The sequence below is a fragment of the Cupriavidus sp. MP-37 genome (genome assembly GCF_020618415.1).
Lineage (GTDB): Bacteria > Pseudomonadota > Gammaproteobacteria > Burkholderiales > Burkholderiaceae > Cupriavidus.
Genome location: NZ_CP085344.1, coordinates 3,501,911 through 3,513,695, shown reverse-complemented (window position 1 = coordinate 3,513,695; position 11,785 = coordinate 3,501,911). Strand labels below are relative to the sequence as shown.

Annotated in this window: 12 protein-coding genes and 2 pseudogenes; 7 read left to right on the top strand and 7 right to left on the bottom strand. The window is 67.8% G+C overall.

Annotated elements, in window-relative coordinates:
• Window positions 1–226 precede the first annotated feature (226 nt).
• Together LIN44_RS16200 and gpmA are read right to left on the bottom strand one after the other, a co-directional pair.
• Window positions 227–1,834: a S41 family peptidase gene (locus LIN44_RS16200; RefSeq protein WP_227312939.1), complete on the bottom strand. Its 1,608-nt coding sequence runs from the start codon at window positions 1,832–1,834 to the stop codon at window positions 227–229.
• Window positions 1,835–2,013: 179 nt separating this feature from the next.
• Complete coding sequence (gene gpmA / locus LIN44_RS16195; RefSeq protein ID WP_227312938.1) at window positions 2,014–2,760, bottom strand: 2,3-diphosphoglycerate-dependent phosphoglycerate mutase; 747 nt, start codon at window positions 2,758–2,760, stop codon at window positions 2,014–2,016.
• 190 nt (window positions 2,761–2,950) lie between these two features.
• Here gpmA and LIN44_RS16190 point away from each other — a divergent pair, with 190 nt between their 5' ends.
• The 5 genes and pseudogenes from LIN44_RS16190 to LIN44_RS16170 form a co-directional block, all read left to right on the top strand.
• Window positions 2,951–3,364, top strand: a complete 414-nt coding sequence (locus LIN44_RS16190) for a rhodanese-like domain-containing protein (protein ID WP_227312937.1) — start codon at window positions 2,951–2,953, stop codon at window positions 3,362–3,364.
• A gap of 78 nt (window positions 3,365–3,442) precedes the next feature.
• Window positions 3,443–3,700, top strand: coding sequence for a glutaredoxin 3 (grxC, locus tag LIN44_RS16185; RefSeq protein WP_092307461.1), 258 nt, complete (start codon window positions 3,443–3,445; stop codon window positions 3,698–3,700).
• Window positions 3,701–3,903: 203 nt separating this feature from the next.
• Complete coding sequence (gene secB, locus LIN44_RS16180) at window positions 3,904–4,422, top strand: protein-export chaperone SecB (protein WP_012351616.1); 519 nt, start codon at window positions 3,904–3,906, stop codon at window positions 4,420–4,422.
• Window positions 4,423–4,536: 114 nt separating this feature from the next.
• Complete coding sequence (locus tag LIN44_RS16175) at window positions 4,537–5,553, top strand: NAD(P)H-dependent glycerol-3-phosphate dehydrogenase (RefSeq protein ID WP_227312936.1); 1,017 nt, start codon at window positions 4,537–4,539, stop codon at window positions 5,551–5,553.
• Window positions 5,554–5,593: 40 nt separating this feature from the next.
• Window positions 5,594–6,073: pseudogene (locus LIN44_RS16170) on the top strand (Bug family tripartite tricarboxylate transporter substrate binding protein); the annotation flags it as partial.
• 47 nt (window positions 6,074–6,120) lie between these two features.
• Here LIN44_RS16170 and LIN44_RS16165 read toward each other — a convergent pair.
• The 3 genes from LIN44_RS16165 to LIN44_RS16155 are packed head-to-tail and all read right to left on the bottom strand — an operon-like array spanning window position 6,121 to window position 8,556.
• Window positions 6,121–7,710, bottom strand: coding sequence for an IS66 family transposase (locus tag LIN44_RS16165; RefSeq protein ID WP_034021473.1), 1,590 nt, complete (start codon window positions 7,708–7,710; stop codon window positions 6,121–6,123).
• Between the two features lie 31 nt (window positions 7,711–7,741).
• Window positions 7,742–8,092, bottom strand: a complete 351-nt coding sequence (gene tnpB / locus LIN44_RS16160) for an IS66 family insertion sequence element accessory protein TnpB (RefSeq protein ID WP_017514072.1) — start codon at window positions 8,090–8,092, stop codon at window positions 7,742–7,744.
• Window positions 8,092–8,556 (bottom strand): transposase, encoded by a 465-nt coding sequence (locus tag LIN44_RS16155; protein ID WP_017514071.1) that lies wholly within the window; start codon window positions 8,554–8,556, stop codon window positions 8,092–8,094. Before LIN44_RS16155 ends, tnpB begins: the two co-directional genes overlap by 1 nt.
• 24 nt (window positions 8,557–8,580) lie before the next feature.
• On the opposite strand from LIN44_RS16155, the pseudogene LIN44_RS16150 reads away from it, so the two are divergent.
• Window positions 8,581–9,156, top strand: a pseudogene (locus tag LIN44_RS16150) (Bug family tripartite tricarboxylate transporter substrate binding protein); the annotation flags it as partial.
• A 16-nt stretch (window positions 9,157–9,172) separates the two neighbouring features.
• On the opposite strand, the gene trmL reads toward LIN44_RS16150, so the two are convergent.
• Window positions 9,173–9,643 carry a tRNA (uridine(34)/cytosine(34)/5-carboxymethylaminomethyluridine(34)-2'-O)-methyltransferase TrmL gene (gene trmL / locus LIN44_RS16145; protein WP_092307467.1) on the bottom strand — a complete coding sequence of 157 codons (471 nt, stop codon included), beginning with the start codon at window positions 9,641–9,643 and terminating at the stop codon, window positions 9,173–9,175.
• A gap of 127 nt (window positions 9,644–9,770) precedes the next feature.
• On the bottom strand, window positions 9,771–10,628 hold the full coding sequence (locus tag LIN44_RS16140; protein WP_227312935.1) for a ComF family protein: 858 nt from the start codon (window positions 10,626–10,628) through the stop codon (window positions 9,771–9,773).
• On the opposite strand from LIN44_RS16140, the gene LIN44_RS16135 reads away from it, so the two are divergent.
• Window positions 10,617–11,579: a methyltransferase domain-containing protein gene (locus LIN44_RS16135; RefSeq protein WP_227312934.1), complete on the top strand. Its 963-nt coding sequence runs from the start codon at window positions 10,617–10,619 to the stop codon at window positions 11,577–11,579. The two genes, LIN44_RS16140 and LIN44_RS16135, sit on opposite strands and share 12 nt — an antisense overlap.
• The last annotated feature ends 206 nt before the right edge of the window (window positions 11,580–11,785 follow it).

Below are 11,785 nucleotides of genomic sequence, written 5' to 3'. Positions count from 1 at the left end.
GGGGCTCCAAAGCCGCCCGAACTAGCCTAAGCAAGGTGTTCTCCCTCTCCCCTCATGGGGAGAGGGCCGGGGTGAGGGGTGGTTTAGCGAGGAGCCCCATCAAGCAGGGCCAACGGTTTTAGCCCCACTGGCGTCAGCCTTTGACGCGCCTGCCCTCACCCCCTGCCCCTCTCCCGCACGCGGGAGAGGGGAGCAAACAGGCGGCCTGTCTAAAGCTGCAAGCGTCTCAAGGCGCCTTGCCGGTCGGCGTACCCAGCGGCTCGCCGATCGGCGCGCTGGCCGGCGGCTGCTTGCCGGGGGCCGGTGCCGCCGGCTTGGCGGCCGGTGCGCTGGCGCCCTTGGCGCCGCTCTTGCCCGACGGCTTCGCCGCCTTGCCGTTGTCGGCAGGCGGATTCGCTTCGAGCTTGGACTTGGAGCGCTTGACCGGCTGCCCGTTGAGCTGGGCGATGGCCTGCTGCAGCATGAAGTCGTCGGCCGAGCCGAATTCCACCGGCTTCTTGCGGCGCTCTTTTTCGCGCTCTTCCGGGGTCTTTTTCGCGTTCTCTTCTTCCAGGCGGCGCAGTTCCTCGACGCGGCGCTGCTCGCGCTCGGTCATTTCCGGTTCTTCCGATTCCTGCTTGTTGTGCAGGTGGCGCTCGGTGTCGATCTCGCGCGTGATCAGCGCGTCGTCCGGATCGCCTTCGGGGTTCTGGTCGACCGGGATATCCGGGCGGATGCCCTTGGCCTGGATCGACTTGCCGCTCGGCGTGTAGTAGTACGCGATGGTCAGCTTGATGCCGGTGTCGTTGGTGAGCGGGCGCACGGTCTGCACCGAGCCCTTGCCAAAGGTGGTCTTGCCCATGATCTGGGCGCGGTGGTGGTCCTGCAGCGCGCCGGCCACGATCTCGGAGGCCGAGGCCGAGTAGGCGTTGGTCAGCACCACCATCGGGATCTTCTTGTAGAGCGCCGGCAGGTCCTTGAGCGGATCCTCTTCCAGCGACGACAGGCGGTAGTTGTTGTACGAAGCCTTGTACACGCGCTTGGCGTCGGGCACCTGGCCGTTGGTCGACACCACCGTCGCGTCTTCCGGCAGGAAGGCCGCGGCCACGCCGACCGCGCCCTGCAGCACGCCGCCGCCGTTGTTGCGCAGGTCCAGCACCAGGCCCTTCATGTTGGGGTTCTTCTGCGCCAGTTCGGTCAGCTTGCGCGCCAGGTCGGAAATGGTGCGTTCCTGGAAGCTGGTCAGGCGGATCCAGCCGATATTGTTGTCCAGCATCTTGGCCTTGACCGACTGCACGCGGATTTCGGCGCGCGTGATCGAGACCGGGAAGGTGCGTTCCTCGCTCTTGCGGTAGATCGTCAGCGTGACCTTGGTGCCCGGCTCGCCGCGCATGCGCTTGACCGCCTGCTCCAGCGGCAGGCCGCGCACGGGCTTGTCGTCGATACGGGTGATCAGGTCGCCGGGCTGGATGCCGGCGCGGAAGGCGGGAGTGTCCTCGATCGGGTTGATCACCTTGACCAGGCCTTCTTCCTGCGAGATCTCGATGCCCAGGCCGGCGAAGCGCCCGCGCGTGCCTTCCTGCAGTTCCTTGAAATCCTTCTCGTCGAGGTAGGACGAATGCGGGTCGAGGCTGGCGACCATGCCCTTGATGGCTTCGGTCAGCAGCTTCTTGTCATCGACCGGCTCCACGTACTCGCGCTTGATCTGCCCGAAGATATCGGCCATCAGCCGCAACTGGTCCAGCGGCAGGGGTCCCGATGAATTCTGCGCAGTCGCCGAAATCTGCAGCGTGGCGAGCACGCCGGCGACGAGGCCGACCGAAACTAGGCTGATGTTCTTGAGCGTCTTGCGCATGAGGGCTGCCTGAACTTGTACGCGAAGTACGGGTGTACGGTATGGGGATTATGCCGGCTGCGGCCGCCCGGCGCCGGGCGGTTTGTCCGACAGTATAAGTGCGAGTGGAGAATCGGGCCGGTCCCGTCCCGGCTCAGGGTGGGCGGCCGCACATCGCTGCGCGGCCGCCGGGGCGCCTGTCAGCGTGCCTTGCCCTGGCTGGCCACGGCCGCCAGCGAGGCGGCGATGGCTTCCTGGTCACCCAGGTAGTAGTGGCGCAGGGGGCGCAGGTCGGCGTCCAGCTCGTAGACGAGCGGGGTGCCGTTGGGAATATTGAGGCCGACGATGTCGTCATCCGAAATCTGGTCCAGGTATTTCACCAGCGCGCGGATGCTGTTGCCGTGGGCGGCAATGACCACGCGCTTGCCGGATTGGATGTCGGGGGCGATGGATTCGTTCCACAGCGGCATCACGCGGGCCACGGTGTCCTTCAGGCACTCGGTCAGCGGGATCTCGTTGCGCGGCACGTTGGCGTAGCGCGGATCGTCGTACGAGGCGCGCGGATCGGTCGGCTCCAGCGCCGGCGGCGGCGTGTCGTAGCTGCGGCGCCATACCAGCACCTGCTCGTCGCCGAACTTGGCCGCGGTCTCGGCCTTGTTCAGGCCGGCCAGGGCGCCGTAGTGGCGCTCGTTCAGGCGCCATTCGTTGCGCACCGGAATCCACATCAGGTCCATTTCATCCTGCACGTGCCACAGCGTGCGGATGGCGCGCTTGAGCACCGAGGTGTAGGCCACGTCGAAGCCCATGCCAGCCTCCTTGAGCAGCTTGCCGGCCTGGCGCGCCTGCTCGGCGCCGGTTTCTGTCAGGTCGACGTCGACCCAGCCGGTAAAGCGGTTTTCGAGGTTCCACGTGGATTCGCCGTGGCGGATGAGGACGAGCTTGTACATGCTGCTGCTTCCAGAGAGTAGGTAACCTGCATGCGTCCGCGCCGTCACCTGGAGCAGGTTGATGGGGACGCACGCGTGGCCCCAATGTCTCAGACAGGCGACAATGGCGGGATGGCCGTGCAACGGCAGGGCCTGGACGCCAAACCGCGTATTTTATAATGCCGCCGACCCAACCTACCGGAAAGCCAACGTGAATTTCTTTGCCGACTACAACAACCTCGCCCTGATCGCCCTTGCCGTGGTGTCGGGCGGCCTGCTGGCCTGGCCCGCGATCTCGCGCAGCGCGGGCGGCAAGTCGGTCAATACGGCCACCGCGACCCAGCTGATCAACAAGCGCGGCGCCGTCGTGGTCGACATCCGCGAGCCCGCGGAGTATGCCAAGGGCCACCTGCCGCAAGCCAAGAGCGCGCCGCTGGCCGAGCTGGCCTCGCGCGCGGCCGGGCTTGCAAAGGACAAGGCTGCCCCCATCATCGTGGTATGCCAGACCGGCCAGCGCTCGGGCAAGGCCCAGGCAGCGCTGAAAGAAGCCGGTTACAGTGAGATCTACGCGCTCGAGGGCGGCATTGCCGCCTGGCAGCAGGCAGGCCTGCCGCTGGTGAAGTAAGCGCGGCAACCCGTCGCATCCGTCACGGCGTGTCCCGGCCAGGCCGGGGCGCGCCCATTGCATTCAAGGAGACCCCGCATGGCCCGCGTCGTCATGTACAGCACCGTGGTGTGCCCGTATTGCCAGATGGCTGAACGCCTGCTCAAGTCCCGCGGCGTGGAAACGATCGAGAAGATCCTGATCGACCGCGAACCGGGCAAGCGTGAAGAGATGATGAGCCGCACCGGCCGCCGCACCGTGCCGCAGATCTACATCGACGACACCCACGTGGGCGGCTTCGACGACCTCTCGGCGCTCGACCGCCAGGGCGGCCTGGTGCCGCTGCTGGCCGCCTGAGCCGGCGCATCGGGACGGCCCTTGCGCAGAATCGTCTGATTTCGCGCGGGCTGGTCCCGGCACCCTCCCGGCGCGGGTGAATTCGCCACCCGCGTCATGTACCATATGCGTTTTCCAACCGGGCACCGGCCGGCCCTGCGCCATGCAGGCGCTGCCGCCGCCGTACCCGACACGCATCCAGCCCATCCTCCCGGAAGCCTTTCATGAGCGACCAGCAAAACACCCAGCAGGACGATCAACCTTTCTTCAATATCCAGCGCGTCTACCTGAAGGACATGTCGCTGGAGCAGCCCAACTCGCCGGCCATCTTCCTGGAATCGGAAGCCCCGTCGGTGGAAGTGCAGGTCAACGTCGGCGCTTCGCAGCTGCAGGAAGGCATCTTCGAAGTGGTGGTGACCGGTACCGTGACGACCAAGGTGCAGGACAAGGTTGCCTTCCTGGTCGAAGCGCACCAGGCCGGTATCTTCGATATCCGCAATGTGCCGGTCGAGCAGCTGGATCCGCTGCTGGGCATTGCCTGCCCCACCATCCTCTACCCGTACCTGCGCGGCAATATCGCCGACGTGATCACGCGCGCCGGCTTCCAGGCCATCCACCTGTCGGAAATCAACTTCCAGGCGCTGTATGAGCAACGCCTGCAGGCCGCGATGGAAGAAGCCCAGGGTGCCGAAGGCGGCAACAGCGGCATCGTGATGCCCGACGGCAGCCAGGCTCGCCACTGATCCCGGCGTCCTGCGCCATCCACTGAAACGGGGCTGCGGCCCCGTTTTGCCTTTGGGCTACCATCGTTGGCGCAAGCGGCCCAAGCGCTTGCGCCAACCACTGTTCGAGCTGCCATGAAACTGACCTTCCTGGGTGCCGGGGCGTGGGGCACTGCCCTTGCCAGCCATGCCGCGGCCACCAATGACGTGGTGTTGTGGGGACGCGATCCGGCGCAGCTCGCGGCGATCGCCGCCACGCACGAGAACGCCGCCTACCTGCCCGGCGTGGCGCTGTCCGAGCGGCTGGCGGTGCAGGCGGATTTCGATCGGGCGGTGGCGCACGCTGCCGACGATGCGGACGGCATCGTGGTGGTGGCGACGCCGGTGGCGGGCCTGCGCGAGATGACGCGCCGGCTGGCCGCGCGCGGCGCCAAGCCGGTGTCGATGCTGTGGCTGTGCAAGGGCTTCGAGGCCGGCACCCACCTGCTGCCGCACCAGATGGTGCGCGCCGAGCTGGACGCCGCCGGGCGCACCGGGGGCTTTGCCTATGGCGTGCTGACCGGCCCCAGCTTTGCCCGCGAGGTGGCCATGGGGCTGCCGTGCGCGCTGACCGTGGCGGGCACCGAGCCCTCGCTGGCGGACCGCGCGCAGGCGGCTTTCCACCACCACGCCATGCGCATCTATGGCAGCGACGACCTGACCGGCGTGGAAGTCGGCGGGGCGGTCAAGAATGTGCTGGCGATCGCCACCGGCGCCAGCGACGGGCTGGGCCTGGGGCTGAACGCCCGCGCCGCGCTGGTGACGCGCGGGCTGGCCGAGATGACGCGGCTGGGGCTGGCACTGGGCGGCCGGGCCGAGACCTTCATGGGCCTGGCCGGCGTCGGCGACCTGATCCTGACCGCTACCGGCGACCTGTCGCGCAACCGCAAGGTCGGCCAGCAACTGGCGGCGGGGCAGAACCTGGAGCAGGTCCTGGCCGGGCTGGGGCACGTCGCCGAAGGCGTGCGCTGCGCGCGGGCGGTAGCCGAGCTGGCCGCCACGTATGGCATCGAGATGCCGATCGCGCGCGCCGTCTGTGCGGTGCTGTTCGACGGACTCAGCGCCGCCGACGCGGTGGCGCAGCTGCTGCAGCGCGACGCGCGCGACGAATGACCGACCGCGATTTCCCCATATTCCTGAGCCTTCGCCTCGCATGTCCACACGACGCCAAGCGCTGATCGCGCTCGCTGCCGCCTGCGCCGCCGGCGCTACCGCCAGCGCTTCCACCAGCGCTTTCGCCCAACCGTGGCCGGCGCGGCCGCTGCGCATGGTGGTGCCGTTCCCGCCGGGCTCGTCGCCCGACCTGATCGCGCGCATCCTGACCGAAAAGCTGGCCGCCGCGCTGGGCCAGCCGGTGGTGGTGGAAAACCGCCCCGGCGCCGGCGGCAACATCGGCACCGGCATGGTCGCGCGTGCCGCGCCGGACGGCTACACGCTGCTGTTCACCATCAACGGCCCGCTGGTGACCGCGCCGACGCTGTCGCGCAACCTCAACTATGACCCGTTCCGCCAGCTGGCACCGGTCACGCTGGTGGCGACCTCGCCCAACGTGCTGGTGGTCGATGCGCGGCTGCCGGCGCACAACCTGCGCGAGTTCGTCGCGCTGGCGCGGGCTCGGCCGGGGGAACTGAACGTAAGCGGTCTTTTGAGGGCGTCCCTTGCGGCCGCCGGCGGTATCCGCTAGGCGTCTGAGGACTTGAGCGTCCAGGGCAGCAGAGCCTCGTAGTCGTCGGCGGTCTGTGCGTGTGGCAACGCCTTGAACAAGGCAACGAGATACTGATACGGATCGACGTCGTTGGCCTTGCAGGTTTCCACCAGTGAGTAAAGACTTGCGCTGGCGTTGGCACCGGCCACGGTGTCGCAGAAGAGGAAGTTTCTCCGTCCGATCACGAATGGCCTAATCGCGTTCTCGCAGGGATTGTTCGAGATCGGCCAAGTTCCGTTCTCGATGTAGCGCACGAGCTTTGGCCACTGCCCATGCAGGTAGTGCAGCGCCTTGCCGAACAGGCTTTGCGGCAGTACGGTATGCAGGTGTTGCAGCAGCATCGTTTCGATCTCGGCCAGCAGCGGCTGGCTTTGTTCGGCGCGAACTTGCTGCCGTTGTTCCGGCCTCATCTCGAGCGTGTGGCGTTCGATGGCAAACAGCTTGCCGATGCGCTGCAGGAATCCGGTGACCGTGTGGTCGGCGCGCTTGTCCTTGGGCAAGGCTTGCTCCGCCTCGACCAGGTAGCGCCGCGCGTGCGCCCAGCATCCGAGGTGCACCAACTGATAGGTGTTTGCGACGTCGTCGTATGGTGCATAGCCGTCGGTCATCAACACCGACCCAGGCTTGATGCCGGCATAGAGAGCCGTAGCCTGCTTTGTCTCGCGTGTGGGGCTATAGGCAAACAACCGTACCGGCGGGCCCGTGCCATTCATCTGCGCCCATAGGAAGCTCTTTCTCTGGGCAGGCCTGCCGGACTCCTTGAGCACCTGTACCGTTGTCTCATCACCGTACACGACGTCTGCTTCCAGCAGATGGTCACGCAGCAGGTTGATGATTGGCTGCACCGCTTGGCCTACTCGCACTATGCTTGCGGCCAGGGTGCCGCGAGAGAGGTCCCCGCCGAAGCGATGCAGCAGCGCTGCCTGGCGGTACAGCGGCAGGCCATCCTGATACTTCGAGGTGATGCACCAGGCCAGCGCCGATTCGGTAAGGAGTCCCTTGGGAATAATGCGTGCCGGTGCCGGCGTCGTCTTGATGCCGCCGTCGCAGCATGGGCAGGCGTACTTGACCCGCTGGTGCTGGATCACGCGGACCTGTTGCGGCACGATGTCGAGCTGTTCGCTGACCTCAACGGCAATCTCGACCAGAGTCTGGCCATCGAGGGGGCAGACGCGTTCCGATTCGGGTAGTTCGTGACGAACCTCGACACGGGGCAGCGCCGGGTCGAGCGGCTTACGGCCACGCTTCTTGCGTGTGTGCCCGGCCACTTCGGTCTCGGGCGTACCTTCTTCTTCCTGCGCCGGCTGCGCGGCCGCTGCCGCCATGGCTTCGGCCTCATTGAGGAACAAGTCCTTCTGCTCCGAGCCTCGCGCCTCGCTCTTGGCGGCGAACAGCTTACGCTGGAACGCCTTGAGCTGTTCCAAGAGCAGGTCTCGCTGGACCGTCATCACACGCAGCTCGCCCTTGATTGCCTCGCGTTCCGCGAGTATTGCCTTGAGCTCGCGCTCGGCGTCTCGCAACAGTTGCAGCTCGGCGGCGGTAACGGTGACGGGCGTGGATGGCATGGCGGGTTAGACCGCTGCCGCCAAGCAGCGTTCACGCAGCGCGATGGTATTCTCGGTGCGGGTGCCGGCGCATCGCCTCGATGTCGATTCCCTCGAGCAGCCAGTGCAACTGTTCGACCGTCAGCGTGGCCACCGACGCCTCGCGTGGCCAAGCAAACCGGTCCGCCTCCAATCGCTTCAACAGTAGCCAGAAGCCGTTGCGATCCCAGCCGAGAATCTTGATGCGATCGGCCCGCTGGTTGCGGAACACAAATACAGCAGATGCAAACGGATCCAGCCCGAGCGCCTGCTCGACCAGCAGTGCCAGGCCGTTGATGTTCTTACGGAAGTCCACAGCGTCGCGATGCAGGTACACCCGCAGCCCAGCGTCGAGGCGGAACATCAATGGCCTCCATTCAGGGCTTCGATCATTGCCCTTACGAGCGCCACGTGTCGCTCGTCGCATTCGAGCTCGAGTGATACCCCGTTGGGTAGCTTCGCGCTCAAGAGTGCCAGCGGTAGCGCTCGCTGCGGTGGCGAATCGGCAGTCGCTGAGGCCGCTTCGCGGCGAGGCACCACGACCTTTGCAGGTGTCTCGATCGGCCGCGAATCCAGAACCTCCTGGACAACCGGCACGAATGCCGGCAATGCACCTCGCGCCTGCGCTGAATCTCGGTACTCCCGAATCCATTTGCGCAACTGATTAGCGTTGATGCCAGCCTTGAGAGCCGTGCCCGAAACCGATGCTCCCGATTGAAGGCAGAACTCAATCAGACGCCGCTTGGCCGCTGGCTCGTAGTCGCGCTTCCCATTGGAGCGGACTCGCACCGCCTGCAGCGGAAATAGGTCAATCTCGTCTTGGATCATGTTTGCGTCCGCAAAGTCTTTGCGGACGCAAGCCTGCCAACGTTCAGCCTTCAATACCAGACGTCGTCAATTGAGCGCTTACAACTGAACTATGGCTCGCCCGGCAACGGCAGCGCCTCGCACCTGGCGATGGAGCAGCTGAAGGCGATGGCGGGCGTCGACCTGCAGCACGTGCCGTATCCCGGCTTCCCGCAGGTCACCACGGCGATGGTCGGCGGGCAGGTGCAGGCGGCCTTCATGGTGCCGGCGATCGCGATGCCGCAGGTCAATGCCGGCAAGCTGCGCGTGCTGGCCGTGACCACCACCGGGCGCACCGCGGTGCTGCCGTCGGTGCCGACGGTGGCGGAAGCGGGCTACCCCGGCTTCGAGGCGATTTCCTGGCAGGCCGTGCTGGCGCCCGCGGGCACGCCGCAGGCGATGATCGACCGGCTCTACCGCGAACTGGTGGCGATCATCGGTAGCGCCGACGTGCGCGACAAGATGCGCGCGCAGTATTTCGTGCCGGCCGGGACCGCGCCGGCGTCGCTGCGGCAAACCATGGCGAGCGAGAAGGCGCGCTGGGACAAGGTGATCCGGGCAGCCGGCGTGCAGCCGGAGTAAGCCGCGGCGGCAGGTTTCAGCTGCCGCCCTCGAAGCCGTTCTGCCGCCAGGCTTCGAATACCACCACGGCGACCGTGTTGGACAGGTTCAGGCTGCGGTTGTCCGGCCGCATCGGCAGCCGGATGCGCTGCGCGGGCGGGAACCACTCGCGGCGCTCGGGCGACAGTCCACGCGTCTCGGAGCCGAACACGAACCAGTCGCCCGGCCGGAATGCCACCTGGCCGAACGGCGTGGAGCCGCGCGTGGTCAGGGCGAACATGCGCGTCGGGTCGGGTTGTTCGCTGGCCATCAGGGCGTCCCAGCTGTCGTGCACGCGCATGGTGGCGTACTCGTGGTAATCCAGCCCCGCGCGGCGCATGCGTGCGTCTTCCAGCGGAAATCCCAGGGGTTTGACCAGGTGCAGCTGCGCGCCGGTGTTGGCACACAGGCGGATCACATTGCCGGTATTGGGCGGGATTTCCGGTTCGACCAGGACGACGTTGAACATGATGCGGGGCGATGGCGGGCGCTCGGGCGCCCTTCGTCAGAACGGTGCGCAGCTTACCGCGCGCCTCCGCCCGTGTCATCCCGCCCCTGTTGTTGCGTCTCTGTCTTGCGCCCCTGTTTTGCGCCTACTACGGCGTGCGCAGCGCGACGATCACGCCGACCCGTGCTGCGCCCAGGGCCTTGAGCGCGGCGGCGGCCTCGTGCAGGGTCGCGCCGGAGGTCATCACATCGTCCACCAGCGCCACGTGCAGGCCGTCCAGCCGGATGGCGCGCGCGGGCGCAAACGCGCCGCGCAGGTTGACCTGCCGCGCGGCCAGGTCCAGCGCGCGCTGGCTGCCGGTGTCGCGCTGGCGCTGCAGCAGCACCGGGTCGGCGCGCAGGCCCAGGCGGCGCGCCAGCGGCCGCGCGATTTCCCAAGCTTGGTTGAAGCCGCGCGCCGCCAGGCGTTGCGGCGACAGCGGCACGGGGGCGATCAGGTCCGGCGCGCCGTGGCCGGTGCGGGCCCATGCCGCGGGCAAGCCATCGGCCAGCCTGGCGGCGAGCCAGGCCGCCAGCGGCAAGGCGTGGCCGAACTTGAGCGCCAGCACCAGCTGGTCCTGTGGCGCGGCGTAGTCGCCGAGCGTATAGGCGTGGTCGAAGGCGCGCGGCGATGCGCCGCAGGCCGGGCAATGGAGATGCCGCCCCAACGCCAGCGCGCAGACCGGGCAGCGCCGCACCGGGCGCAGCAGGTCGGCGGCGCAGGGCGCGCACACCACCTGCCGCTGCACCGCGCCGCACAGCGCGCAGGTGCTCGGCAGCAGCTGCTCGCGCGCACTGGACAGCGCGCGGGCGGCGGGGCCGGCAGCCCGCGCGGCGCACGCGTATACTTGCCGTCCGGCCGCGGCCCATCGGGCGCGGCGGCCGTGTCCGTCCGGTGCCCGGGGCAGTGCCTGCCCGCGCGCCGTTTCCTGGTTTCCTTGCTGCCCTGTCTGCCCGTGTCCCTGCATGCCGCCGGTTCTCCCGATGCTCCCGATGCCTTCCTGCCGCCCGCGCGCCTGACCCGGCTCGCCTTCGACCGGCGCAGCCGCGGCTTCGGCCAGCTCGACTTCCTGCTGGGCGAGATCGGGCGCCGCATGCAGGAGCGCATGGAGGTGATCCGCCTGGCGCCGCAGCGCGCGCTGGATATCGGCTGCGGCCACGGCCAGGGCCTGGCCGGGCTGCGCGCGCGCTTTCCGGACGCACAGATCGCCGGGCTGGACATCTCCGGCGCGATGCTGGCCGAGGCCGGCCAGCGCGACCCGCAGCGCCGGCCCGGCTGGCTCGGCCGCATGCTGGGCAAGCGGCCGCTGTTCGACCTGGTCCAGGGCGATCTTGCCACACTGCCTTTTGCGCCCGCGAGCTTCGACCTGCTGTGGTCCAACCTGGCCCTGCACTGGCACCCGGAGCCGCACCGCGTGTTCCCCGAGTGGCACCGGGTGGCGCGCGACGAAGGGCTGGTGCTGTTCTCGCTGTTCGGCCCGGACACGCTGAAGGAGCTGCGCGCGGCCTTCGCCGAGGTCGACGACGCGCCCCATACCTTGCGCTTTGTCGACATGCATGACATCGGCGACATGCTGGTGCACAGCGGCTGGTCGACGCCGGTGATGGACATGGAAACCCTGACCGTGACCTACGAGTCGCCCGCCACGCTGCTGCGCGAGGTGCAGGCTTTCGGCGGCCTGCGCGCGCCGGCCGGCGCGCCGCCGCAGGGCCTGCGCGGCCGCGGCTGGTACCAGGCGCTGACGCAGGCGCTGGAGCGGCGCCGCAACGCCGACGGCGTGATCCCGCTGAGTTTCGAGATCGTCTACGGCCATGCCTGGAAACTGGCCCCGCGCGGCGCGCAGGCGCGCGACGGCGAGGGCCGCGCGGTGGTGCCGCTGGACCAGATCGGCCGTGCAAAACCGCGTCGCGCAGGTTAAAACTGAGTTAACTTGCGCCGGTGGCGGATTGCCGCAAACATAGTGCCGGCGCGGCGGGCAGGGCGATGGCAGAGGCTCGGCCCATGCACAGAATCAGGCGGCGTGCAAGCCTTGTGGTCAAGGCGCGCCCTTGTCCGTGTATGGGAAGCGCCCTATAATGCGCCAGTTTGTCGCAGTGGTCCCCTGGCACAAGAACGTCCTGGTTT

Coding starts and splice junctions, on each gene's coding strand:
- gpmA (WP_227312938.1), bottom strand. CDS start 2,760: ATGTACAAGCTCGTCCTCATCCGCCACGGCGAATCCACGTGGAACCTC.
- secB (WP_012351616.1), top strand. CDS start 3,904: ATGAGCGACCAGCAAAACACCCAGCAGGACGATCAACCTTTCTTCAAT.
- grxC (WP_092307461.1), top strand. CDS start 3,443: ATGGCCCGCGTCGTCATGTACAGCACCGTGGTGTGCCCGTATTGCCAG.
- LIN44_RS16175 (WP_227312936.1), top strand. CDS start 4,537: ATGAAACTGACCTTCCTGGGTGCCGGGGCGTGGGGCACTGCCCTTGCC.
- trmL (WP_092307467.1), bottom strand. CDS start 9,643: ATGTTCAACGTCGTCCTGGTCGAACCGGAAATCCCGCCCAATACCGGC.
- LIN44_RS16200 (WP_227312939.1), bottom strand. CDS start 1,834: ATGCGCAAGACGCTCAAGAACATCAGCCTAGTTTCGGTCGGCCTCGTC.
- LIN44_RS16155 (WP_017514071.1), bottom strand. CDS start 8,556: ATGATCCAAGACGAGATTGACCTATTTCCGCTGCAGGCGGTGCGAGTC.
- LIN44_RS16165 (WP_034021473.1), bottom strand. CDS start 7,710: ATGCCATCCACGCCCGTCACCGTTACCGCCGCCGAGCTGCAACTGTTG.
- LIN44_RS16140 (WP_227312935.1), bottom strand. CDS start 10,628: ATGCAGGGACACGGGCAGACAGGGCAGCAAGGAAACCAGGAAACGGCG.
- tnpB (WP_017514072.1), bottom strand. CDS start 8,092: ATGTTCCGCCTCGACGCTGGGCTGCGGGTGTACCTGCATCGCGACGCT.